We start from the raw sequence: 24,290 nt of genomic DNA, 5'->3' as shown, positions 1-24,290 counted from the left end.
GTCACTCCGCCGCCATCGGCATGCCGTCGTCATCCTCGGGCTCATCGAGCGAGGAGAGTTCGACATTGAGACCCAGGCTGCGCATTTCCTTGACGAGCACGTTGAAGCTCTCGGGAATGCCGGCCTCGAAGGTGTCGTCGCCCTTGACGATCGCTTCGTAGACCTTGGTGCGGCCGACCACGTCGTCGGACTTCACCGTGAGCATTTCCTGCAGCGTGTAGGCAGCACCGTAGGCCTGGAGAGCCCAGACCTCCATTTCGCCGAAGCGCTGGCCGCCGAACTGGGCCTTGCCGCCCAGCGGCTGCTGGGTAACGAGGCTGTACGGCCCGATCGAACGTGCGTGGATCTTGTCGTCGACCAGGTGGTGGAGCTTGAGCACGTACTTCATGCCCACCGTGACCTTGCGGTCGAACGCTTCACCGGTGCGGCCGTCAAACAGCGTGACCTGACCCGATTCATCGAGCCCGGCGAGACGCAGCATGTCGGTCACGTCCTTCTCGACCGCGCCGTCGAACACTGGCGAGCCCATCGGCACGCCTGCGCGGACCGACTGCGCGAAGTCGATGATCTGTTCATCGGTGCGCGCCGCGATCTCGGCCGTGTAGTTGGCGCCGTAGATTTCGGACAGCAGTTCGCGCACCGCTTCGGGCGGCGATCCGGCTTCGGGGTTCGGATTGGCTTCGCGCCACGCATCGAGCGCCGCGCCGATCCGCTTGCCAAGGCCGCGAGCGGCCCAGCCAAGGTGCGTCTCGAAGATCTGCCCGACGTTCATGCGCGAAGGCACGCCCAGCGGGTTGAGCACGAAGTCGACCGGCGTGCCGTCCTCGAGGAACGGCATGTCTTCCTGCGGCAGAATGCGGCTGATGATGCCCTTGTTGCCATGACGGCCAGCCATCTTGTCGCCCGGCTGCAGCTTGCGCTTCACCGCGACGAAGACCTTGACCATCTTGAGCACGCCGGGGGCGAGTTCGTCACCGCGTTCGAGCTTTTCCTTGCGGTCCTCGAACTTCTCCTGGATCGCCTTCACGGCGGCGTCGTACTGCGCCTTGACCGCTTCCAGCTGCTGCTGGCGCGCATCATCGGCCAGCGCGAACTTCCACCATTCGTGGCGCTCGACATCGGCCAGCACCTGCTCGCTGATCTCTTCGCCCTTCTTCACGCCCTTGGGCGCGGCCGCCGAAACCTCGCCCAGCAGCATTTCGCGCAGGCGGTTGAAGGTCGCACGGTTGAGGATCGCGCGCTCGTCCTCGCGGTCCTTGGCGAGGCGTTCGATTTCCTCGTTCTGGATCGCGCGGGTACGGTCGTCGATCTCGATGCCGTGGCGGTTGAACACGCGCACATCGACAATCGTGCCCGAAACGCCCGGCGGCAGACGCAGCGAGGTGTCGCGCACATCGCTTGCCTTTTCGCCGAAGATCGCGCGGAGCAGCTTCTCTTCCGGCGTCATCGGGCTTTCGCCCTTCGGCGTGATCTTGCCGACAAGAATGTCGCCCGGATGCACTTCCGCGCCGATGTAGACGATGCCCGCCTCGTCGAGGTTGCGCAGCGCTTCCTCTCCCACGTTCGGGATATCGCGCGTGATGTCTTCCGGCCCGAGCTTGGTATCACGGGCCATGACTTCGAACTCCTCGATGTGGATCGAGGTGAAGACGTCTTCCTTCACGATGCGTTCGCTGATCAAGATCGAGTCTTCGTAGTTGTACCCGTTCCACGGCATGAACGCGACGAGCACGTTGCGGCCCAGCGCGAGTTCGCCGAACTCGGTCGAGGGGCCGTCCGCGATGATCGAGCCCTTCTCGATCAGATCGCCCACCTTCACCAGCGGACGCTGGTTGATGCAGGTCGACTGGTTCGAACGCTCGAACTTCTGCAGGCGGTAGATGTCGACGCCCGACTGGCCGGGTTCGATATCGCCCGAGGCGCGGATCACGATACGGGTCGCGTCGACCTGATCGACCACACCCGAACGCAGTGCCGAAATCGCGGCGCCCGAATCGCGCGCCACGGTCTCTTCCATGCCGGTGCCCACGAACGGCGCATCGGCCTTGACCAGCGGCACCGCCTGGCGCTGCATGTTCGAGCCCATGAGCGCGCGGTTGGCGTCGTCGTTTTCAAGGAACGGAATGAGCGAGGCGGCGACTGAAACGAGCTGCTTGGGGCTGACGTCCATCAGCGTCACCTGCTCGCGCGGGCTCATCACGAATTCGCCGTTCTGCCGCGCCGAGACGAGTTCTTCCGCGAACGAACCGTCCGCCGTCAGTTCGGCCGAAGCCTGCGCCACGGTGTGCTTCTGCTCTTCCATCGCCGAGAGATAGACCACGTCGCCGGTGACCTTCTGGTCGACGACCTTGCGGTACGGCGTTTCGATGAAGCCGTACTTGTTGACGCGGGCGAAGGTGGAGAGCGAGTTGATCAGACCGATGTTCGGGCCTTCCGGCGTTTCAATCGGGCAGATGCGGCCATAGTGCGTCGGGTGAACGTCGCGCACTTCGAAACCGGCGCGCTCACGCGTCAGACCACCCGGCCCGAGCGCCGAAACACGGCGCTTGTGGGTGACTTCCGAGAGCGGGTTGGTCTGGTCCATGAACTGCGAAAGCTGCGACGAACCGAAGAACTCGCGCACCGCGGCCACGGCGGGCTTCGCGTTGATCAGGTCGTTCGGCATCACGGTCGAAACGTCGACCGAGCTCATGCGCTCCTTCACGGCGCGCTCCATGCGCAGCAGGCCGACGCGGTACTGGTTTTCCAGCAGCTCGCCCACCGAACGCACGCGGCGGTTGCCGAGGTTGTCGATGTCGTCGACCTCGCCCTTGCCGTCCTTCAGGTTCACCAGTTCCTTAACCACGGCGAGGATATCCTCGGTGCGCAGCGTGGTGACGGTGTCCTCGCAGTCGAGGCTGAGGCGCATGTTGAGCTTGACGCGGCCCACCGCCGAGAGGTCGTAGCGGTCGGGGTCGAAGAACAGGCCGTCGAACAGCGCTTCGGCGGTTTCGCGCGTCGGCGGCTCGCCAGGGCGCATCACGCGGTAGATGTCCGAGAGCGCCTGATCGCGGTCCTCGGCCTTGTCGGCCTTCATCGTGTTGCGGATCCACGGACCCGTATTCATGTGGTCGATGTCGAGCAGTTCGAGGACGTCCACCCCGGCCTTGTCGAGCACTTCGAGGTTCTCGGGCGAAACCTCGTCGCCCGCTTCGATCCAGATGCGGCCAGTGCTTTCGTCGATCATGTCCTTGGCGGCATAGCGGCCAAAGATTTCCTCGGTCGGGATCAGCAGGTGCTGCAAGCCATCCTTCGCCGCCTTGTTGGCAGCGCGCGGCGAAATCTTGGTGCCTGCGGGGAACACGACTTCGCCCGAAGCACCGTCAACGATGTCGAACGTCGGCTTCGCACCGCGCCACTGGTCGAGCACGAAGGGAACCTTCCAGCCGCCCTCGGCGCGCGCCCACACGACCTTGGCGTAGAAGAAATCAAGGATCTGCTCACCATTGAGGCCCAGCGCATAGAGCAGCGCCGTGACCGGCAGCTTGCGCTTGCGGTCGATGCGAACGTTGACGATATCCTTGGCGTCGAATTCGAAATCGAGCCACGAACCGCGATAGGGAATGACGCGCGCGGCAAACAGGTACTTGCCCGAGGAGTGCGTCTTGCCGCGGTCATGGTCGAACAGCACGCCCGGCGAACGGTGCATCTGGCTGACGATGACGCGCTCGGTCCCGTTGATGATGAAGGTGCCGTTGTCGGTCATGAGCGGGATATCGCCCATGTAGACGTCCTGCTCCTTGATATCGATGAGGCTCTTGGTCTCGGTCTCGCTGTCGACCTCGAAGGTCGCGAGCTTGAGCGTGACCTTCATCGGCGCGGCATAAGTGATCCCGCGCTGACGGCACTCATTGGTGTCGTACTTCGGCGCTTCGAGCACGTAGCCATCGCGCTCCTTGATATCGAGGCTGGCAGTGCCGGCGAAATCCTGGATCGGGAAGACCGAGCGCAGCGTCTTTTCAAGGCCGGACACATAGCCCGTCGCCGGATCTGAGCGCAGGAACTGCTCGTAGCTTTCGCGCTGAACCTCGATCAGGTTCGGCATCTGCACCACTTCGTGGATGTCGCCGAAGATCTTGCGGATGCGCTTCTTGAAACCGGCACGGGCCGGCTTGGCCGAGGGAGTTGCCTTGGTAGCCATGGAAGGTTCAGCCTCTTGTCTGTCACTCGTGCCGGGCAGGTATCCCGGCGAAAACCACACGCGGCGTGTGGTGCCTGAAGGCGCGAAACGCGAAACGCCACCCATGGATTCCAGCTGGATTCCCGGTGGCATTTGGCATCATCGCGTCAGACGAAACCCGTACTGCTTCCTTCCTGGGCCATCCCCCGCGTATGGGACAGCCTTGCTCGAAGCCGTGGGCAAGAGCGGCCAACTAGGCGGAATGGGCTGATCTGTCAACTCAAACACCAACAGGCTCGGCGCCATGCAAGCGCTTGTCGGCACTGCTTCGCTTGACTCCTGCCCCCACTTGCGCCAGTGGCCGCCGCGACCGCAGGGCTTCGGCCCCGCGTTCATCCGTCCGAGACAGCTGGTGCAGGCTTCCTGCTTAATCTCCAGCCTAGACGGGGAAAAGAGATACCGGGTGCCTCAAGCACCCCTGGCCTGATGGTCCGCTCCCATGCGGAACGCCAGCCTCTCGTGCGGAACTTTCGCACGCTCCTTCCCCCCTCAGCGGACTCGCCCGTGGTGCATTTGCGCCATGGACAATGTAGCCGGCCGCGCGGGGTTCGCCCCTTGCGGTCATATGTGAAGGAGTATGGCATGGATCGTTCGCAGAAAGCCGAATCGGTCGCCTTCCTGAACGAGGTGTTTGGCGAAGCCGGGGCGGTGGTTATCACTCGCAACCTCGGCATGACGGTGGCCCAGTCCACCGCGCTGCGCATCAAGATCCGGGAAGCGGGCGCTTCGTTCAAGGTTGCGAAGAATTCTCTGGCCAAGATTGCCATCGCAGGCACCGATTACGAAGGGCTGAGTGAATTCTTCACTGGCCCGACCGCCATCGCCGCCTCGGCCGATCCGGTCGCGGCTGCCAAGGCCGTGGTCGATTTCGCCAAGACCAACGACAAGCTTGAAATTGTCGGTGGTGCGATGGGTAGCGTGGTTCTCAACGCAGACGGGATCAAGGCACTCGCCACGATGCCGTCGCTCGACGAGATGCGCGCCAAGCTGATCGGCCTCATCCAGGCTCCGGCAACCAAGATCGCCCAGCTCACGACCGCTCCGGCGGCCAAGCTGGCCCGCGTCTTCGCTGCCTACGCCGAGAAGGACGCCGCATAAGCGGCAGCAATCCGAAACCAATATCGCCCATCCGGGCAGACCATCATTCAGGAGTGAAACATCATGGCCGATATCGCCAATCTCGTCGCTGAACTTTCGAAGCTCACCGTTCTCGAAGCTGCTGACCTCGCCAAGGCTCTCGAAGAAGCATGGGGCGTCAGCGCCGCTGCTGCCGTTGCCGTTGCTGCGCCCGCCGGTGGCGGCGATGCCGCTGCTGCGGTCGAAGAGAAGACCGAATTCGACGTCATCCTGACCGGCGACGGCGGCAAGAAGATCCAGGTCATCAAGGAAGTCCGCGCGATCACCAACCTCGGCCTCACCGAAGCCAAGGCGCTGGTGGAAGCCGCTCCGAAGGCGATCAAGGAAGGTGTCAACAAGGCCGAAGCCGAAGACATCAAGGCCAAGGTCGAAGCCGCTGGCGGCACCGTCGAGATCAAGTAATCTCGATATCAGTTTCGCGGGTGTCTTGAAGCGCCCGTGTCACGGAAAGGGCGGGCCGCAAGGTCCGCCCTTTTTGTTTGGGGCCGAACCTGGGGCAACCGCTTCAGGCCCCCTCGATCTGCCGCACCGGGGGCAGCGCGAACTGGAACAGCAGCGCCCCAACCGCGCTTACCCCGGCCGCAAACACGAACGCGCCCACATAGGAACCGGTCGCATCGACGATCATGCCCGTCACGATCGGCCCGATCATCCCGGAAATGCTGGCGATGCCGGTCTGCCAGCCGATCCAGCTCCCGGCCAGCCGCGGCCCGGCATAGACCTGCCCCAGCCCCAGCACCATCGTCGGCCCGATCCCCATCGCCGTGCCGGTCAGCAAGAGCCAGACCAGCACCGCCGTGGGTGAAGCAGCAAAAGCCACGCCCAGAACGCCAATTGTCATGCCGATCTGCCCGCCCACCGCAAACCGGCGCAGCACCGTACCCTGATCGGCCCCGCGCTTGATCAGATGGTCCGAAACCTGCCCGGCGCACAGCGACGACAAGGCTTGAACGCCGAACGTCGCGGTCGCAAACACCGACATCGTGGCAATCGAGAAACCCCGGCTCGCCGTGAGATAGAGCGGCAGCCACACCACCACGAAAAACATGCAGTAATTGGCGGCTGCGTTGGACAAGCCCAGCAGCCACAACGCCTTCTGCGCCAGCAGCTGGCGATAGGGCATCGGCGGGCTGATCGCTTCGGCATCATGGCGCTGCGGCAAGGCGCGCACGGCCCAGAACCACGGCCCCAGCCACAGCAAGGTGCATGCGCCAAACACGATGAAGATCGTGCGCCAACCCCAGCCGCCCAGAATCGCGCCGCCTGCCAGCGTGCCCACCGCCGGACCCAGCGCGATGCCCGTCGCCAGAACCGCATTGGCAAGGCCGCGCCGCCCCGGCGGCACGTGGCGGGCAATCATCTTGGAGCTGCCCGAGAACGCGCAGCTTTCGCCCAGCCCGAGCACCATGCGCAGCACCACAAGCCCAGCCAGCCCGCCAACGAACCCGGTGAACAACGTGCTGGCCGCCCACACCGCCACGCCCGCCGCGTAGAGATGGTAGACCGACACCCGGTCCGCCAGCCAGCCAACGAGCGGCTGCGCAGGCCCATAGATCAGGAAGAAAGCCGAAACCGCGATGCCGAACTGCGTGGCAGACAAATGCAGATCGGACTTCATCAGAGGGGCGGCAACGCCAATAGCGCCGCGGTCGATGTAATTGAGCAGAACCGCAAGGCCAAGCAGTGCCACCATGACGGCAACAGCCCTGTTTTCGGCCCTGTTTACGGCGCTTTCCCGCGCTGCCGATGCCGTCATCCCTGCCCCTCTCCCCGATCAATGGGCATGAGGGTAGGGGCGCGCCTGCCCGCCGACAACACTTGTTCTTTGCGCTGCACACCGCCTATGGCCCGCTCATGTTCGAAAGCCCCCCAACCAGCTGGAATGCCGAATGGCGCGCGACCATGCGCCTTGCCGCGCCGCTGGTGGGCGCGAACCTGCTGCAGATGGCGGTCTTTGCGGTCGACGTGATCTTCATCGCGCGGCTCGGCCCCGTCGCGCTGGCCGCCTCGTCGCTGTCGGTTTCGCTGTTCGGCCTCCTCATCTGGAGCCTCACCGGCCTCGTCGGTGCGGCCTCGCCGCTAATCGCCGCAGAGATCGGCGCGCGCCGCCATGCTGTGCGCGAAGTGCGCCGCACCGTGCGCATGGCCGGATGGGCGGGCGTGATCGCAGGCTTCGGCGCAATGGGCGTGTGCCTCCTCGGCGGCCCGCTGATGCGCGCCACCGGGCAGAGCGAGGACGTGATCACGCTCGCCGTTCCCTTCCTGAATGTCCTGATGTGGGCCTCGATCCCCGCCGTGCTCTCGGCTTTGCTGCGCACCGTCGTCTCCACGCTGGGCCGCCCGATGATCGGCACGGTGATCAATGCGCTGGCAGTCGCGGTCAATGCGCTGGGCAACTACGCCTTCGTCTATGGCCACTTCGGCGCGCCCGAACTGGGCCTCACCGGCTCGGCGCTTTCGTCGATCGTCACCGGCCTCATCATGCTCGGGGCCTATGTCATCGTCATCCGCACCGATCGCCGCCTCAGGCGCTACCGCTTCGGCGGGCGCTGGTGGCGGTCGGACTGGACGCGCTTCGTCGATGTGCTGCGCATTGGCCTGCCGATCACCGCCACGATCATCGCCGAAGCGGGCATGTTCAACGGCGCGGCCTTCCTGATGGGCCGCATCGGCGAGGTGGAGCTGGCCGCACACACCGTCGCGCTCCAGTTCGCCGCCTTCACCTTCCAGGTGCCCTTCGGCATCGCGCAGGCCGCCACGATCCGCGTCGGCCTTGCCTATGGCGCGCGCGACAAGGCGGCGATCACGCGGTCCGGACAAGTCGCCATGGTCCTCGGCATCGGCTTCATGGCCGCGATGGCCACGCTGATGCTGGCGTTCCCCAACCTCATCCTCGCCGCCTATATCGATCCGGCAGACCCGGCCAACGCGCGCCTTGTGGCGCTGGCCACGCAGTACATGGTCGTCGCCGCCGCGTTCCAGATCTTCGACGGCGCGCAGGCCGTCGGCGCGGCGTTGCTGCGCGGGCTGCAGGATACCCGAGTGCCGATGGGCATTGCGCTGTTCGGTTACTGGATTCCGGGCATCGGCACCGCGCTGTGGCTGGGCCTGATGACCCCGCTGCAGGGCCTCGGCGTATGGATCGGCCTTGCCGTCGGCCTCATCGTTGTCGCCGCGCTGCTGCTCTGGCGCTGGCACCGCCGCACGGCGCTGGGATTGCTTCCGGCATAAAGAATCTTGCCCAGGGTGGTTGACGCCCCTTCTAGCCAAACCCATATGCGCCCTGCTGGCACTCTCCCCATGAGAGTGCCAAGTACCATTTCAGTATCATGGAACAAGGGAGATACCCATGACCTTCCGTCCGCTGCACGACCGCGTGCTCGTGCGCCGCGTCGAAGCCGAGGAAAAGACCGCCGGCGGCATCATCATTCCCGACAGCGCCAAGGAAAAGCCCGCTGAAGGCGAAATCGTCGCCATCGGTTCGGGCGCCCGCGCCGAAAACGGCACGATCACCCCGCTCGACGTCAAGGTCGGTGACCGCGTCCTGTTCGGCAAGTGGTCGGGCACCGAAGTCAAGGTTGGCGGCGAAGACCTGCTGATCATGAAGGAAGCCGACATCCTCGGCGTGATCGGCTGATCCAGCCGAACTTCCTTCTTCACATCCCTATCATTCAAAGGAAATCATCATGGCTGCCAAGGACGTAAAGTTCGGCCGCGACGCCCGCGAACGCATTCTGCGCGGCGTCGATATCCTCGCTGATGCCGTCAAGGTCACGCTGGGCCCCAAGGGCCGCAACGTCGTGATCGACAAGAGCTTCGGCGCGCCCCGCATCACCAAGGACGGCGTCACCGTCGCCAAGGAAATCGAGCTCAAGGACAAGTTCGAGAACATGGGCGCGCAGATGCTGCGCGAAGTGGCCTCGAAGACCAACGACCTCGCCGGTGACGGCACCACCACCGCGACCGTGCTGGCCCAGGCCATCGTGCGCGAAGGCATGACCGCGGTTGCCGCCGGCATGAACCCGATGGACCTGAAGCGCGGTATCGACATCGCCGTCGGCAAGGTCGTCGAGAACCTCAAGGCCCGCTCGACCCCGGTCAGCGGCTCGTCCGAAATCGCTCAGGTCGGCATCATCTCGGCCAATGGCGATATCGAAGTCGGCCAGAAGATCGCTGAAGCGATGGACAAGGTCGGCAAGGAAGGCGTGATCACCGTGGAAGAGGCCAAGGGCCTCGAATTCGAACTCGATGTCGTCGAAGGCATGCAGTTCGACCGCGGCTATCTTTCGCCCTACTTCATCACCAACCCGGACAAGATGACCGTGGAGCTGGAAAGCCCCTACATCCTGATCCACGAAAAGAAGCTCTCGTCGCTCCAGGCGATGCTTCCGGTGCTTGAAGCTGTCGTCCAGACCGGTCGTCCGCTCCTCATCATCGCCGAGGACATCGAAGGCGAAGCACTCGCCACGCTCGTGGTCAACAAGCTGCGCGGCGGCCTCAAGGTCGCGGCCGTCAAGGCTCCGGGCTTCGGTGATCGCCGCAAGGCCATGCTGGGCGATATCGCCACGCTGACCGCTGGCGAAATGATCTCCGAAGACCTCGGCATCAAGCTGGAGAGCGTCACGCTCGCCATGCTCGGCCAGGCCAAGAAGGTCACGATCGACAAGGACAACACCACCATCGTCGACGGCGCCGGTTCGGCGGACGAGATCAAGGCCCGCGTCGAACAGATCCGCGCCCAGATCGAAGTCACCACCAGCGACTACGACCGCGAAAAGCTGCAGGAACGTCTGGCCAAGCTGGCTGGCGGCGTGGCCGTGATCAAGGTCGGCGGCGCTTCGGAAGTCGAAGTGAAGGAGCGCAAGGACCGCGTTGACGACGCGCTCCACGCTACCCGCGCTGCGGTCGAAGAAGGCATCGTCCCCGGCGGCGGTACGGCTCTCCTCTATGCAACCAAGGCCCTCGCCGGTCTCAAGGGTGCGAACGACGATCAGACCAAGGGCATCGACATCGTGCGCCGCGCGATCATGGCGCCGGTCCGTCAGATCGCCACGAACGCGGGCCACGATGGCGCCGTCGTTTCGGGCAACCTGCTGCGCGAAGGTGACGAAAGCCAAGGCTTCAACGCCGCGACCGACACCTACGAGAACCTGAAGGCCGCCGGCGTGATCGACCCGACCAAGGTCGTGCGCACCGCGCTTCAGGATGCAGCTTCGGTTGCCGGCCTCCTGATCACGACCGAAGCCGCGATCAGCGAACGCCCTGAAGACAAGCCCGCGATGCCCCCGATGGGTGGCGGCATGGGCGGCATGGGCGGCATGGACTTCTAAGTCCTGCGCTGACCAAGCCGACAGAAAACGGGGCCGGAGGGGAAACCTTCCGGCCCTTTTTCTTTATAATCCGTCAGGTCAGGACGGCTTGCCCCACATCGAACGCCCATCGATCACCTGATCGATCAGCGCTTCATCGGCGGGCAGCTGGCCATCCAGCATCAGCATCGCCAGCCCGTGGACCAGCGCCCAGGCCTGCAGGGCAAAGCGGCGCGCTTCGGCCTTGTCGCCGCCGGTGAATTTCGCCGCGCTTCCCAGCAGCATGTCGGCCGCAAGATTGCCCTCTGGCAGGCCATCCCCGCGCAGTTCGCAATGCGTGAAGACAAGGCGAAACAGGCTCGGGTTCGCCAGCGCGAATCGCACATAGGCGCGGCCCGTTGCCGAGAATGCCTTGTCCCCGCCTGCCTGCGCTGCCTGCTGCTGCATCTGGCCCAGCATGGCCAGCCCCGCCTGCGCCATCGCCCCCAGAAGCGCCCGCTTGTCTGGGAAATGGCGATAGACTGCCGTGGCGGAAACCCCCACCTCACGCGCCAATCCGCGCAGCGAAATATCGGAAATATCGGTGCTTTCCAGCGCGTGCAGCCCCGCCGCGACAAGCGCGGCCCGCAAATCGCCATGGTGATAGGCGCGCTGATCCACATTCGATGTTGACACTGTTACCATTGCCTATATGTTTACAGCATAAACATCTAAAGGGAGTTCCGTGACGTGGCAAGCATCGTCGAAACCACCATCCGCAGCGTGGTCACGAAAGGCGTCGAAACCGTCGCCGCCTTCAATCGCAAGCGCCAGTCATCAGATCGGCCCCATGCCTTCCTCTCGGGCCTCCACACCCCCGTCACGGAAGAACGGACAATCACCGACCTCACCGTGACCGGCACGATCCCGCCCGAACTCTCGGGCCGCTACGTGCGCATCGGTCCCAACCCGTTCCGGCCCGATCCGCGCGGCCATCACTGGTTCGTGGGGGATGGCATGGTCCACGGCGTCTGCCTCAAGCACGGCAAGGCCGAATGGTATCGCAACCGCTACATCCGCTCGCGCACCCTCGAAGCCGCGGGCGGCCCCGCCGCCGCGCCCGGCCCGCGGCTCTCGGCAGACTTCGATACGGTCAACACCAACATCATCCAGCATCGCGGCAAGACGTACGCGCTGGTAGAGGCCGGAAGCTTCCCGGTCGAACTGACGCACGAGCTGGAAAGCATCACCTACTCCGATCTCGAAGGCACCCTGCGCGTGCCCTTCACCGCCCACCCGCACGAAGACCCGCTGACCGGCGAGCTTCATGCGATCACCTATGCCGGCACCGTGCAGGACAAAGTCTGGTACGTGCGCATCTCGCCGGAAGGCAAAGTGACGCGCGAAGTGGTGATCCCGGTCGAGCACGGCCCCTCGATCCACGAATGCAGCATCACCGCCAACCATGTGCTGGTGTTCGATCTGCCGGTGACGTTCTCGATGAGCGCGGTGATCGGCGGCGCGACCTTCCCCTATCGCTGGAACCCCGAACACAAGGCCCGCGTCGGCCTGCTGCCGAAGGATGGCAGCGCGGAGGATATCATCTGGTGCGAGGTCGATCCGCTCTACGTCTTCCATGTCGCCAACAGCTACGAAGCGGAGGACGGCACGGTCGTGGTCGATCTGTGCGCCTATGAAACCATGTTCGAGCCCGGACAAGGCGGCGGTGTCGATGGCCCCGCCGGAAAGCCGCTGGGCCTTGAGCGCTGGACGATCGATCCCACGACCTGCAAGGTCAGCCGCAAGACCATCGACGCCACCCCGCAGGAATTCCCCCGCCCGGACGAACGCTTCTTCGGCCAGCCCTATCGCTATGCCTGGTCGATGGGCCTTGCCACGCAGGATCCGGACAACTTCATCGGCCACGCCCCGATCTTCGCGTTCGATCTGCACACCGGCGCGCGCACCGAGCGTGATTTCGGCCCCGGGAAGGTTCCGGGTGAATTCGTGTTCGTGCCGCGCGGCGCGCAAGCGCCCGAAGGCGATGGCTGGCTGATGGGCTATGTGATCGATACGGCGAGCGGCACCACCGATCTTGTCATTCTCGATGCCCAGGATATCGCGGGTGCGCCCATCGCGATTGTCCATATTCCCTGCCGCATTCCACCCGGCTTTCACGGCAACTGGCTGGCGGACTGACGCCAGACGACAGCCCACTGGACAGCCGCCCCCGGATCGCTAGCTTCCCCCTCAAAGCATAGCATAAAGAGGGGAAGGCATGCGCAAGCGGACAATCGGTCTGGGGTTGGTGGCTCTCGCAGGTTTGGGCGGGCTCGGCTGGTATGGCAGCCTCGATGCGGAAACGCGCGGGCTGTTGGCGGCCATGCCCACCAACCGCGATGTGCTGATGTGGACGATCCCGCAGCGCGATGCCGCCTTCCGCGCGATGGACCGCCTGCCGGTTCTGGCACAAGCGCACACCATTGCCCCATCGGACAAGCCCTTGCCGCTGCCAGCGGGGAAACCCCTGACCGTGCCGGGCGTCGAAGGCTACATGGCCAGCCAGCGCGCCGCAGGGCTGGTGATCGTGCAGGATGGCAAGATCCGGCTCGAACGCTACGGCCTCGGCTTCGATGCCAAGGGCCGCTGGACCAGCTTCTCTGTGGCAAAATCCTTCACCTCCACCCTCGTCGGCGCGGCGATCAAGGACGGCTATATCAAGAGCCTCGACGACAAGGTCAGCCAGTACATCCCGGATCTCAAAGGTTCCGCCTACGATGACGTCAGCGTGGCGCAGCTCCTCACCATGAGCTCGGGCGTGCGCTGGAACGAGGATTACGAAGACCCCAAGGCCGATGTTGCGATGTTCAACAACGCCGAGCCCGAAAATGGCATGGACGCGACCGTGAGCTACATGAGGAAACTGCCCCGCGCGCATCCGCCCGGCACCGTGTGGCACTACAACACGGGCGAGACCAACCTCATCGGCGTGCTCGTCTCCTCGGCCACGAAGAAGCCGCTGTCGCAATATCTCGAAGAGAAGATCTGGAAGCCCGCCGGGATGGAAGCGCAGGCGACATGGCTGCTCGGCAAGACCGGACACGAGATCGCTGGCTGCTGCCTTCAGGCCGCGACCCGCGATTTCGCGCGGATGGGCCTGTTTGTGCTGGCCAACGGGAACGCAGGCGGACAGCAGATCGTGCCGCAGGACTGGTTTACTGCGGCCATCCACAAGCAGAAGGATATCGGCGAGCCGGGCAAAGGCTATGGCTACCAGTGGTGGACCTATGACGATGGCTCGGTCGCTGCGCAGGGCATCTTCGGGCAGGGCATTTTCATCGATCCCAAGCGGCGGCTGGTGATCGCCAGCAATGCCGATTGGACCCGCGCGACCAAGGGCCCCGAAGGCGATGCGCGCGAGGCATTCTACCACCGCGTGCAGGCACTGATCGACGCGGGGAATTGATCGGCGCTGTCCTACAGGCGGCGGACCGGGGTATGCCAGGTGCATGGCCCCGACAGCCACTCTCGGCATCCGAGTCCGCCGGTTTGCAGGCCGCGCGGGAAGGGCCTGGAGTTTTCCCTCTGGACTGTGTCAACTGTGCCAACCTGACCTGAATTCGGCGCGACTCCCCCAAGGGCCAATGGACAAGGCGGCCGGCTGGCCCATACGTCTCATCGTCTGTTTGGGGGGAACGGCTATGCGCAAAGCGGCATGGAGCGCTGCACTCGGGTTTCTGGCGCTTTCCGGCACGGCTTCCGGTATTGCGCGCGCCGCCGATGGCGGGCTCGCGCCTGTGCCTGCAGCGCAAGCAACCGGCTACGACAGGATACTCGAAACAGACCTGCGTGCCGACCTCACCTTCATCGCCTCCGATGCGCTGCAGGGGCGCATGTCGCTCCAGCCCGGCGATGACGCTGCCGTCCAGTGGATCGCAGCCGAATTCGCCAAGGCGGGCCTCCAGCCTGCGGCGAAGGACGCCAACGGCGCACCGAGCTGGTATCAGGCGGTGCCGCTCGTCGAGTACCGCCCCAACCCGGCCGCCAATGCCCTCACCTTGCGCATCGGCATGGCCGAGCAAAGCTGGAAAGCGCCCGATGTCCTCGGCGGCTACCGCGACGATGTCGATCTGTCCGGGCCGCTCGTCTTCGCGGGCTACGGCGTGACCGCCCCCGGCGTCGGTTACGACGATTACAAGTCTCTCGACGTTCGCGGGAAGATCGTCCTCGTGTTCGAGCATGAGCCGCAGGAAAACGATCCCGCCTCGCGCTTTGGCGGCACCGGCAACACCCGCCATGCCACCAACCGGGTCAAGGCGCTGAACGCGCAGGCGCGCGGCGCGCTTGCCGTGCTCGTCATGGCCGAGCCGAACCGCAAGCATCCCTCGAACCTTGAGCGCTACAACCGCATCGGCGGCAGCGCCCGGCGCGTGCCCCCGCTTCCCGGTCAGGCCCTGCTCGATGACGAACTGCGCATTCCGGTGCTCACCGTATCGGATGCCGTCGGCACCGCTCTGCTCGCCAAGGCCGGGATGACCCCGCAGGCGCTGCAGGCCGCAATCGACGGGCCGCTTGCCCCGCAGTCCCGTCCGCTGGGCGAAACGACGGTCGCGCTCCATCTTGAGAACACCGCGCGCCGCCGGGGCATGTCCGCCAATGTCGTCGGCCTGCTCCCCGGCTCGGACCCCGCCCTCGCCCCCGAAACAGTGATCATCAGCGCGCACCACGATCACGATGGCAGCACGCTGGACACCGGCGGAAACGAAATCTGGCACGGCGCGGATGACAACGGTTCGGGAACGGTAGGCGTCGTCGCGCTGGCCCGCGCCTTCATGGCCAATCCCGTAAAGCCAAAGCGTTCGATCCTGTTCGCCGTCTTCGCGGCCGAGGAACGCGGCCTGCTCGGCAGCTACGCCATGGCGATGCACCCGCTGCGCCCGCTCGGCACGACTCGCGCGATGATCAATTTCGACATGATCGGCCGCAACGAGGCGCCGAGCGACCAGACCACGGGCCTGATCGAGCTTCCCAGCGCCACGACCAACCGCCTCAACCTCATCGGCGCGAGCTACAGCCCCGATTTCGACCGCACCGTGCGCGCCGCCAACCGCAGCGTAGGGCTCGATCTCGATGACCGGTTCGACCACGAGAACGCGCTCAACGTGTTCTTCCGCAGCGATCAGTTTCCCTTCGTTCTGAAGGACGTACCGGCGATGTGGTTCAACACCGGCTTCCATCCCGATTACCACCACACCACCGACACCGCCGACCGGATCAACTATCCCAAGATGACGAAGATCGTGAAACTGGCCTATCTTTCCGCCTGGCGCTTCGCCAGCGAGGCCGCGCCTCCAGCCTTCGTCTCCGATCCGGCAGGCCACTGATCTCCCGTATCCGCCTCGCACTTCCTGCTTCGGCAAGGTGTGAAATAAATTTGACAGTCTTTTTGTAAAGACGGATTGTCACTCATCCGGCAGCGCCGCTGCCCGCAATGGAGGGCCGCCCAATGCCCGACCAATTCCCCCTTGAACCCACTGGCAGCCTTTCGGTCGAGACGGTCGTCTCGGTGCGCCACTGGAACGATTTTCTCTTCTCGTTCACGATCACCCGCCCGCCAAGCTTCCGCTTCCGCTCAGGCGAATTCGTGATGATCGGGCTGATGGGTGATAACGGCAAGCCGCTGCTGCGCGCCTATTCGATGGCGTCCCCCGCCTACGATGAAGTGCTGGAGTTCCTGTCGATCAAGGTGCCGGACGGCCCGCTGACCTCGCGCCTGCAAAAGATCAAGGAAGGCGATCACATCTACCTCGGCCGCAAGCCCACCGGCACGCTGGTGGCCGATGCACTGCTGCCGGGTCGCCGGCTGTTCCTCCTTGGCACGGGCACGGGCCTTGCGCCGTGGATGTCGTTGATCCGCGATCCCGATATCTACGACCGCTTTGAGCAGATCGCCGTGGTCCATTCAGTGCGCGGCGTCTCCGATCTTGCGTATCGCGATATGCTGGAAGCCAGGCTGGCGGATGATCCGCTGGTGGGCGAATACGCAGCCGAGCGACTGACTTATATCCCGACCGTCACGCGCGAACCGTTCCACACCAGCAAGCGGATCGAAGGCCTGATGCTCGGCGGGACTCTGTTTCAGGGCTCGCTGGGCGATCCCAAGGCCTTCGACCCGGTGCACGACCGCGTCATGCTGTGCGGTTCGATGACGATGATCAAGGAAGTCGCCGCAATGCTGGAGGGCTTCGGCTTCACCGAAGGCGCCAACTCGCACCCCGGCGAATACGTGATCGAACGCGCCTTCGTCGGCTAGGCGGATCGCTCCAGCAGGATCAACGTGGTGTCCTCATCATCGTGCACGCCGTAGCGCACGAAACCCATCTTGGCGGCCACCGCGAGTGAAGGCAGGTTGGTATCGTTGATCATGCAGGCCACGCGCCGGCCGGGAAAGGCAGCATCGAACCACGTGAGCGAGGCCCGGGCCGCTTCGCTCGCCAGCCCTTGGCCCCACGTCTTGCGGGCAAAGATCCACCCGATTTCGGGCGTATCATCAAAGCCTTCGCCAAAGCCGCGCCAGGAATGGAACACCCCGCAAATGCCCAGCACCTCGTCCGTTCCGCGCGCGCGGCAGGTGAAGATGCCATAGCCGAACAAGGCCCACGAACCGGCATTGCGGCACAGCCGGTTGAACTCCTCGGCCGCACCGGTCGGGCGATTGCCAAGGTGGCGGCGCACCTCGTCATCCGCCAGCAAATCAACGAGGCCTGCGTGATCACGCGGGGCGGGTCGCCACATGTCGAGGCGACCGGTCGAGAATTCTGGTCCTGTCATAGCGCAACATCTACCGCGTGGATCGCCACGCCGACAAGCCCGCCCACCAGGGTGCCGTTGATCCGGATGAACTGAAGATCGCGCCCGACCGCCCCTTCGATGCGGTCGGTCACGGTGCGGGCATCCCACCGGCGCACAGTCTCCGAAACCAGCCGCACAATCTCGCCGCCATAGCGTGTCACGACGCCCACCAGCGTGCGCCGGGCAAAGCGGTTGACGAGCACTTTCAAACGCCCATCCTGCTGCAGCGCGCGCCCAAGCTCGGCCAGCGACGCGCCGATCCTGTCACCGCCTTCAGCGCTCAGGCCGCCAGAGCGCACGGCCGCAAGCAATTGCGCCCTGCCGTGCTCCCACAAGCCATCGAGCCAGGCGGCAAAGGCAGGGTTTGCCAGCACATCCCGCTTCATCGCCTCCACTCTGGCATGCATGGCGGGATCATGAACCAGCGCCTGTGCAAGTGCGGCGAGGCTTTCCTCGATCTTGCGGCGCAGCGGATGATCTTCGATCACCACGGTTTCGGCGAGGAGCTTGTACAGCCCGTCGAGAATGCCGTTGGCCAGCCGCTCGTCGAGCCCGGTCCAGCGCATGACCGTGCTCGCCTTGTCATGGATCATACGGCGGACGAGATCCTCGTTCGCTTCCAGCGCTTCGGCGGAGCGGCGGATCAGCGCCTCGATCAGCGGCATGTGTCGGCCTTCCGCAATCATCGCGGCAAGCAGGTTGCCGAGCAGCGGCGCGAGCGTGAGGCGTTCGATCCGGCTGCGCAGCGCCGCCTTGGCCATGCCGCCAAGCTTCTCCTGATCGAGCGACTCAAGCACGTCGGCGATCAGGCTGGCCGCGCCCGCCCCTAGCCGGCTTTCTCCGGGGCGCGGATTGGCGAGATACTGGCCAGCCGCATTGGCGGCGTTGAGGCTCCGCAAACGGCGGGCCACGACCGGCGGCGTGAGGAAATTCGTGCGCAGGAACGCCGCCATCGAATCGGCAATGCGATCCTTGTTTTCAGGGATGATCGCGGTGTGCGGGATCGGCAGGCCAAGGGGGCGCCGGAACAGGGCCGTAACGGCAAACCAATCTGCCAGTCCGCCCACCATCGCCGCTTCGGCAAATGCGCGCAGAAAGCCCCAGCCAGCGTGCTGATATTCAAGCTGCCGTGCCGCGAGGAACAGCACGGCCATGAGCAGGAGCAGCGCGGCGGCGAAGAAACGCATCCGGCGGGCAGGATCGGCCATGCGCCCTGTGATGGCGGACGAAACGCTTGGCGTCGCGGTCACTCCGCCGGGAAAGCCTCGCCGGACGCGTGCGCGCGCTGCTCACGCGCAGCTTCCTTCGGGTCGTAGGACAACACGCGGCGGCCGATCCACGGGCCGACCCGCTTTTCGAGGCCATCGGCAAGGCTGAACCCTGCAGGCACGAGCAGCAGTGTCAGCAAGGTCGACAGTGCCAGCCCGCCGATCACCACGATGCCCATCGGCGCACGCCAGCCCGCATCGCCGCCGAGCGAGACCGCGGTTGGTATCATGCCCGCGATCATCGCCACGGTGGTCATCACAATCGGCTGGGCGCGCTTGTGGCCAGCCTCGATAATGGCCTCCAGCTTAGGCGTGCCCTTGGACATTTCCTCGATCGCGAAGTCGATCAGCAGAATCGAGTTCTTGGCGACGATACCGAACAGCATCAGCACACCGATGAACACCGGAAGCGATAGCGCCTGCCCCGTGGCGAGCAGCAGGAGCAGGCCGCCAAGGGGCGCGAGGAACAGCGAGCCCATGTTGACGAGGGGCGAGATAAACCGGCGGTAGAGCAGGACCAGCACGGAGAAGACCAGCAGCACGCCGGCCGCCAGCGCGACCATGAAGTTGGTGAGCATTTCCTGCTGCCAGCGATCTTCGCCAGCCGCGGCATTGGACACGCCCTGCGGCAAGTTCTTCATGATCGGCAGGGCCTTGATCGCGGCATCGGCCGTGCCCTTGACCACGCCCGGCGGCAGATCCGCGCCGATGAACACGCGGCGGTTCTGGTTGTAGCGCTGGATGCTGGTCGGACCCGAGCCGAACCCTATCGAGGCCACGCGCGAAAGCGGAACCGAGCCGCCCGAAACGGTCGGGACCGGGAGGTTCTGCAGGGTTGAGAGATCACGGCGGGACGCAACGGGTAGCTTGACCCGGATCGGCACCTGGCGATCGGACAACGAGAACTTGGCACTGTTCTGGTCGATCTCGCCTTGCGTTGCGATGCGGATGACCTGGCTGAGTTGCTGCGTGGTCACGCCAAGCGAGGCGGCAAGATCAAGGTGCGGCGTGATCACGATTTCCGGACGACGCAAATCGGCGCTGATCCGCGGCGCGACCACTTCCTTGAGCCCACTCATCTGTTCAACCAGCGTTTGCGCGGTCTTCTGGAGGAGATCAGGATCGGAACCGGAGAGCATCACGCTGATGGCGCGCCCCGAACCACCACCGGGGCCGCCCCCGTTCTGGTTCATGAAGCTGACGCGGGCATCGGCCACCTTCTGCAGGCGCGGGGTTATCGCCCGCTCGAACTCGATGCTGGATCGCGTGCGATCCCGCTTCAGTTCCATGAAGACGCGGCCATTGCCTTCGTTGATGCGCTCGAGAGCGACGTCAATTTCCGGCTCGTCCTTCACCAGCGCCAAGACTTCGTCGACCTTGCGCTCGGTCTGCTCGATCGTGGTACCAGGCACCATCTCGATCGTGATACGGCTGAAATCGCCATCCGTTTCCGGGAAGAACTGCGAAGGAATGAGGACGAACAGCAACCCCGTGAACGCGAGTGCACCGACAGCCACGCCCATCATCCACAGGCGATGATCGCGCAGCCGCGCGCGGAACCAGCGGCGCGGGAAGCGTTCCTGATAAGCGGCCACCGCCCCCGTATCGAGGGACCATGTGAGCACCTTCATGTAGCGCTGCATCCACGGGCCATTGCCGTGTTCAGCCTCGCCATGCGCTTGCAGGAAATAGGCTGCGATCATCGGCGTGATCATGCGCGCGACGAGCAGCGAGAACATCACCGAGATCACCACGGTGAGGCCGAAGTTCTTGAAGAACTGACCCGAGACGCCCGGCATGAGCGCGACCGGAAGGAACACTGCGACAATCGAGAAGGTCGTCGCGACCACTGCGAGACCGATCTCGTCCGCAGCGTCAATTGCGGCCTGATAGGCCGATTTGCCCATGCGCATGTGCCGCACGATGTTTTCGATTTCCACGATCGCATCGTCGACCAGCACACCGGCAACAAGACCGAGCGCGAGCAGCGACATCGTGTTCAGGGTGAAGCCAATCAGGCTCATCAACCAGAACGTGGGGATCGACGAAAGCGGGATGGCGATCGCCGAAACGATCGTCGCGCGCCAATCGCGAAGGAAGAAGAACACCACGATGACCGCAAGCACCGCGCCTTCGACCATCGCCGACATCGAGGACTTGTATTGGTCCTTGGTGTAGCCGACGCTCGAGAAAAGCTGGATGAAGTGCACCCGGCCGCCCTGTTCCTTCTCGATCTTCGCGAGTTCCTTCACGGTCTCGTCGAAAACACTGACATCGGATTCGCCGCGGGCGCGGGCGATGCTGAAGGTGACCACCGGCTTGCCATTGTTCTTGGCGATCGAGGTAATCTCGCTGAAGCTGTCACGAACATCGGCGACATCCGATAGGCGGATGGTGCGCCCGCCTGATAGGCCCACTTGCGTGCGGGAAAGCTCGAACGCGCTGGCGGCATTGCCCAGCACGCGCACGGCTTGGCGCGATCCGGCCACTTCGGCCTTGCCGCCAGCCGCGTTGAGATTGACCTGTCGCAGCGCCGCGTTGATCTGGGTGGCAGTGACGCCCTGCGCCTTCATCCGCATGGGATCGAGCGTCACCGCGATCTCGCGGTTCACGCCGCCATTGCGTTCGACTTCGGCCATGCCCGGAACCGAAAGCAGGCGCTTGCGCACCGTATCATCGATGAACCACGAAAGCTGCTCGATGGTCATGTCGTCGGCGGAGACCGCGAAGTAGGCAATCGCCTCGGACGAGGTTTGTGCCTTGATGACCTGTGGCTCGAGGATGCCGTCAGGAAGATCGCCGCGCACCTGATCGACGGCGTTCTTCACCTCGTTCACCGCGGCGTTGATATCCGTGCCGATGGCGAACTGGACCATCGTCTGGCTGGACCCTTCGGTCGCCGTCGAAGTCAGCGTATCGACCCCGGCAATCGTGCGGACAGCAGATTCGATGCGCTGGGTAATCTGGTTTTCGATCTCGGTCGGAGCAGCGCCCGGCTGGGAAATCGTGACGATGACGAGCGGAAATTCGATGTCCGGCTGGTCCTGCACCTTCATGCCCAAGAACGCCACGATCCCAGCCAGGGTCAGGCCGAGGAACATGACGATCGGCACCACGGGGTTGCGGATCGACCAGGCGGAGATGTTGCGGAAGTTCATGAATGCCGCTCGCCGCTCACGCGCCGCGGCGGGCGGCGGGCGGTGTCGGCGCAGCTGTCACCGGCCGCACCACGTCACCCGGGTTCAGGAACCCGCCGGCCCGCATGACCACCTTTTCAGTACCGGAAAGGCCGTCCATCACCACAATGCCCTGCGCCGTGACGTCACCGGTCTTGACCGCGCGGCGGGAGACTTTGTTGCGATCGCCGACGACGTAGACGAATGTGCCTTGCTGATCAGAAAGGATCGCTGATTCCGGAAGGATCGGCGCTGTCACCGCCCCGCTGCGGATCTGCGTGCTGGCGAAGCCGCCCGGGCGCAGCGCGGGATCATAGGCAAGCGCGATCCGGGCGACCCCTTCGCGGGTCTGCGCATCAATCGTGGGAGACAGCTGCCAGATCTGCCCTGTGAAGGGCTTGCTGGTCCCGACCGGCGTGACGTCCGCCGACTGACCGACGGTCAGACGCGCCAGATCGTTTTCGGCAAGCCGCGCCTGCATTTCAAGCTGGCCTTCCTTGGCGATGCGGAACAGCACGCCGCTGCCGGGGCTGACGATCTGGCCGGGCTCTACCCCGCGCGTGAGCACAAGGCCGGCCGCCGGAGCGACAATATTGAGGCGGGCGCTACTGGCACGCAGTTGTTCAAGCTGGGCCGCAGCAACACGCACTTGCCCGGCCGCTGCATCGCGCGTTGCAATCAGGCGATCAACGTCCGCCTTTGAGATGAAACCGCGCTCGACCAGCTTGAGCGCACGATCGAGATTGGCCTGCGCGATCCGCGCGTTGGCGCGTTGCACTTCGATATTGGCGGCCTGGCCCGCAATCTGTTGCACCTGCACCGAGCGATCGACAACGGCGAGGACCTGCCCCGCACGTACCCAATCGCCTGCGTCGACGAGGACACTGACGACCTGACCGCCCTCACCGGCGATACCGACCGGCATTTCACGGCGGGCGGCGATAGTGCCGCTTGCGGTGATGGTGCCCGTCACGCTGGTACGGCCCGGCGTGACCACGCTGACCGACTGGGCCTGCGCATTGCGCGCCGAAGCCTCATCAGTCGCAGCGGGTGCGCGATGCATGAAGAACCAGGCAAGGCCGAGCGCGAGGGCGATGACCGCGCCAACGATGATCATCCGGCCGCGGCCGGTTCCGTGCGCGCCGAACTCTCCTTCGCCCGCAATGGGGTCGAGGGCAGGCTGCAGCCCGGTCTTGATCGTCGATTCGTAATTCATGTCGTTCACGTGCCTTAGTCCCGGTCGGGCGCCGTAGTGTCGTCGCAGGAAATGGTTCCCATCCCTGACGGAAGTGTATTATCTGCCTATATCACTTCCCGCAAGCGCGGGGAGCCTCGTTCATGCCGCACGCGAGCGATTTCATAGCGCCGCATCCGACCAGTGACAATTACGGCTCGACAAAGCGCATGAACAATTGCGTCGAGCGTGGCTTGGATGCCACCGCTAGCCCCGCGAGGCACGCGCCTTTTGGGGCATTCAAGCACGAATGGCCGCCCCGATGATCGGGGCGGCCATTGCGAGAACTTTGTTCCGGCAGACCCGGGCAAATTGCCGGGCAATCAGAACTTGAGTTGGCGCTCGTAAAGATCGCGGTAATGCTGGATGCGTGTCACGCGAAGGCCCTGCATGCCCGAACGATCGACCGCGCGCTGCCAGGAAGCGAATTCCTCGAGCGTCAGACTATAGCGTTCGCAAACTTCGTCGATCGTGAGCAGACCGCCGTTAACGGCAGCCACCACCTCGGCCTTGCGGCGCACGACCCAGCGGGTAGTCGACGGGGGCGGGAGGCTATCCAGTGTCAGCGGCTCGCCGAGCGGGCCAATGACTTGCGACGGCTTGATTTTCTGGTTCTCAATCATGACTATTCTCGTCTGGTCGACATTGCAGGGCGGCGTTAGGAACGAATTCCTTTGTGCCTTCCGCGTCATTTCCATTCGCTGAAGAGGCGAGGTTAACGAGCCCTTCAGCTTCCGCTTCAACGCTCCTGAGCAACGTTGCAGCGGATTCATGAAAACTGAAGACATGCCCCCGATCCGCTGAAGATCCGCCGATTGTTGTCCCCGAACTTCGACCAGTGCCCGGACTTCGGCCCACCTCGGCAAGTACGCCGCGGGTGTCATGCGCCGCGACGAGCCGCGCACAAAGCTCGCGCCAGCCGAGCGGTCGCAGCCCGGGGCTAGAATCGGCCGGCACCGGGGGCCGTGAATCGGAAAAGCTCATCTCCATGCGGAGGGCTCTAGTCCACAGTCCTATAAAGGAGGGTAAAGCTCGTCTTCACCAAAGGTTAGGTTTTGACCAAAATGGACCGAGTGGCACGACCGCCTTTTTAGCCTGCCGCTTGCGCAAGAAAGG

Annotated in this window: 17 protein-coding genes; 9 read left to right on the top strand and 8 right to left on the bottom strand. The window is 64.4% G+C overall.

The genetic code is table 11. The features are described 5' to 3' along the window. Position 1: 1 nt before the first annotated feature. Complete coding sequence (rpoB, locus tag CFE35_RS05170; RefSeq protein WP_292928601.1) at positions 2-4,180, bottom strand: DNA-directed RNA polymerase subunit beta; 4,179 nt, start codon at positions 4,178-4,180, stop codon at positions 2-4. Positions 4,181-4,801: 621 nt separating this feature from the next. On the opposite strand from rpoB, the gene rplJ reads away from it, so the two are divergent. Together rplJ and rplL are read left to right on the top strand one after the other, a co-directional pair. Further along, entirely contained in the window at positions 4,802-5,317 is a 516-nt protein-coding gene (gene rplJ / locus CFE35_RS05165) for a 50S ribosomal protein L10 (protein WP_292928599.1), read from the top strand. A gap of 63 nt (positions 5,318-5,380) precedes the next feature. Next, positions 5,381-5,758, top strand: a complete 378-nt coding sequence (gene rplL, locus CFE35_RS05160) for a 50S ribosomal protein L7/L12 (protein WP_292928597.1) — start codon at positions 5,381-5,383, stop codon at positions 5,756-5,758. Positions 5,759-5,861: 103 nt separating this feature from the next. Here the strand turns inward: rplL and CFE35_RS05155 are convergent, their stop codons facing one another. After that, entirely contained in the window at positions 5,862-7,049 is a 1,188-nt protein-coding gene (locus CFE35_RS05155) for an MFS transporter (protein WP_292928595.1), read from the bottom strand. 161 nt (positions 7,050-7,210) lie between these two features. Between CFE35_RS05155 and CFE35_RS05150 the strand changes: the two genes are divergently transcribed. The 3 genes from CFE35_RS05150 (at position 7,211) to groL (ending at position 10,686) form a co-directional block, all read left to right on the top strand. Beyond that, positions 7,211-8,587, top strand: coding sequence for an MATE family efflux transporter (locus tag CFE35_RS05150; RefSeq protein WP_292928881.1), 1,377 nt, complete (start codon positions 7,211-7,213; stop codon positions 8,585-8,587). A 118-nt stretch (positions 8,588-8,705) separates the two neighbouring features. Beyond that, positions 8,706-8,993, top strand: a complete 288-nt coding sequence (groES, locus tag CFE35_RS05145) for a co-chaperone GroES (RefSeq protein WP_067906513.1) — start codon at positions 8,706-8,708, stop codon at positions 8,991-8,993. A gap of 49 nt (positions 8,994-9,042) precedes the next feature. Further along, the gene (gene groL, locus CFE35_RS05140; RefSeq protein ID WP_292928590.1) at positions 9,043-10,686 is read left to right on the top strand and encodes a chaperonin GroEL; all 1,644 of its coding nucleotides are present in this window, start codon (positions 9,043-9,045) and stop codon (positions 10,684-10,686) included. 78 nt (positions 10,687-10,764) lie between these two features. Here the strand turns inward: groL and CFE35_RS05135 are convergent, their stop codons facing one another. Next, complete coding sequence (locus CFE35_RS05135) at positions 10,765-11,349, bottom strand: TetR/AcrR family transcriptional regulator (RefSeq protein WP_292928588.1); 585 nt, start codon at positions 11,347-11,349, stop codon at positions 10,765-10,767. A gap of 45 nt (positions 11,350-11,394) precedes the next feature. On the opposite strand from CFE35_RS05135, the gene CFE35_RS05130 reads away from it, so the two are divergent. The 4 genes from CFE35_RS05130 (at position 11,395) to CFE35_RS05115 (ending at position 16,957) form a co-directional block, all read left to right on the top strand. Beyond that, positions 11,395-12,843 (top strand): carotenoid oxygenase family protein, encoded by a 1,449-nt coding sequence (locus CFE35_RS05130; protein ID WP_292928586.1) that lies wholly within the window; start codon positions 11,395-11,397, stop codon positions 12,841-12,843. A 79-nt stretch (positions 12,844-12,922) separates the two neighbouring features. After that, entirely contained in the window at positions 12,923-14,110 is a 1,188-nt protein-coding gene (locus CFE35_RS05125; protein ID WP_292928584.1) for a serine hydrolase domain-containing protein, read from the top strand. 235 nt (positions 14,111-14,345) lie between these two features. After that, on the top strand, positions 14,346-16,028 hold the full coding sequence (locus CFE35_RS05120) for a M28 family peptidase (protein ID WP_292928582.1): 1,683 nt from the start codon (positions 14,346-14,348) through the stop codon (positions 16,026-16,028). A 122-nt stretch (positions 16,029-16,150) separates the two neighbouring features. Further along, the gene (locus CFE35_RS05115; protein ID WP_292928580.1) at positions 16,151-16,957 is read left to right on the top strand and encodes a ferredoxin--NADP reductase; all 807 of its coding nucleotides are present in this window, start codon (positions 16,151-16,153) and stop codon (positions 16,955-16,957) included. Here the strand turns inward: CFE35_RS05115 and CFE35_RS05110 are convergent. The 5 genes from CFE35_RS05110 to CFE35_RS05090 all read right to left on the bottom strand — a co-directional run bounded on the left by CFE35_RS05110 (position 16,954) and on the right by CFE35_RS05090 (position 23,797). Beyond that, positions 16,954-17,475, bottom strand: a complete 522-nt coding sequence (locus CFE35_RS05110) for a GNAT family N-acetyltransferase (RefSeq protein WP_292928578.1) — start codon at positions 17,473-17,475, stop codon at positions 16,954-16,956. The two genes, CFE35_RS05115 and CFE35_RS05110, sit on opposite strands and share 4 nt — an antisense overlap. Next, positions 17,472-18,683, bottom strand: coding sequence for a DUF445 domain-containing protein (locus CFE35_RS05105; protein WP_292928879.1), 1,212 nt, complete (start codon positions 18,681-18,683; stop codon positions 17,472-17,474). The genes CFE35_RS05110 and CFE35_RS05105 overlap by 4 nt, the downstream gene beginning before the upstream one ends. A 59-nt stretch (positions 18,684-18,742) precedes the next feature. After that, a complete protein-coding gene (locus CFE35_RS05100; protein WP_292928576.1) occupies positions 18,743-21,922 on the bottom strand; it encodes an efflux RND transporter permease subunit in 3,180 nt (1,059 codons plus the stop codon). A 16-nt stretch (positions 21,923-21,938) separates the two neighbouring features. Continuing rightward, positions 21,939-23,156, bottom strand: coding sequence for an efflux RND transporter periplasmic adaptor subunit (locus CFE35_RS05095; protein WP_292928877.1), 1,218 nt, complete (start codon positions 23,154-23,156; stop codon positions 21,939-21,941). A gap of 341 nt (positions 23,157-23,497) precedes the next feature. Beyond that, positions 23,498-23,797, bottom strand: coding sequence for a DUF1153 domain-containing protein (locus CFE35_RS05090; RefSeq protein WP_147159651.1), 300 nt, complete (start codon positions 23,795-23,797; stop codon positions 23,498-23,500). Positions 23,798-24,290: the final 493 nt, after the last annotated feature.

The sequence above is a fragment of the Novosphingobium sp. PASSN1 genome, from assembly GCF_002278815.1.
This window is presented reverse-complemented; position numbering and strand designations above follow the sequence as displayed.